Raw genomic sequence first — 455 nt, forward strand, 5'->3', positions numbered from 1 at the left:
CAACGATAGGGGCGTTTTCGCTTCATGTGCCCAGCCCTCCACATATTCTTCATAGTCCTGTAGGGCATCTGCCATACTGTTACTCTCAGTTTTGTGTTCCTGTAAAACTGATGCCAGAAGCCGGATAGATTCTCCTTCTTCCCGGCTGATGGCACTGAGCAGCCGTTCCTCGTTGCAGATGGTAGGATCACTGAGGAAATCCCGGAACAGTTCTCGGCGGGTAGTCTCCCGCTTGTTTAGTACAAACAGAATCGCTGAAAACAAAAGGAGGCTTGTCAGAACTACTAACCCAATCAAGGGTTGAAATGCCTGAATGTCAGAAATCCAAAGAATGATAGCACAAAAGCAATCCACGCCCAACAGCAACAATAGCCAGGGGTAGTATCGCTCTGTTATGCGCCAAAGCTGCTTCATGGAGCCACCCCCGTTTCCAGACGATAGCCCATCCCACGAAC

The 455-nt window shown here is 49.7% G+C and carries 1 pseudogene; it reads right to left on the reverse strand.

Annotated elements, in window-relative coordinates:
- Positions 1 to 414, reverse strand: a pseudogene (locus tag LI149_RS15085) (sensor histidine kinase); the annotation flags it as partial.
- Positions 415 to 455: the final 41 nt, after the last annotated feature.

Origin of the sequence: Dorea sp. 210702-DFI.3.17 (assembly GCF_020560825.1) — a bacterium.
Classification (GTDB): domain Bacteria; phylum Bacillota; class Clostridia; order Lachnospirales; family Lachnospiraceae; genus Dorea; species Dorea formicigenerans.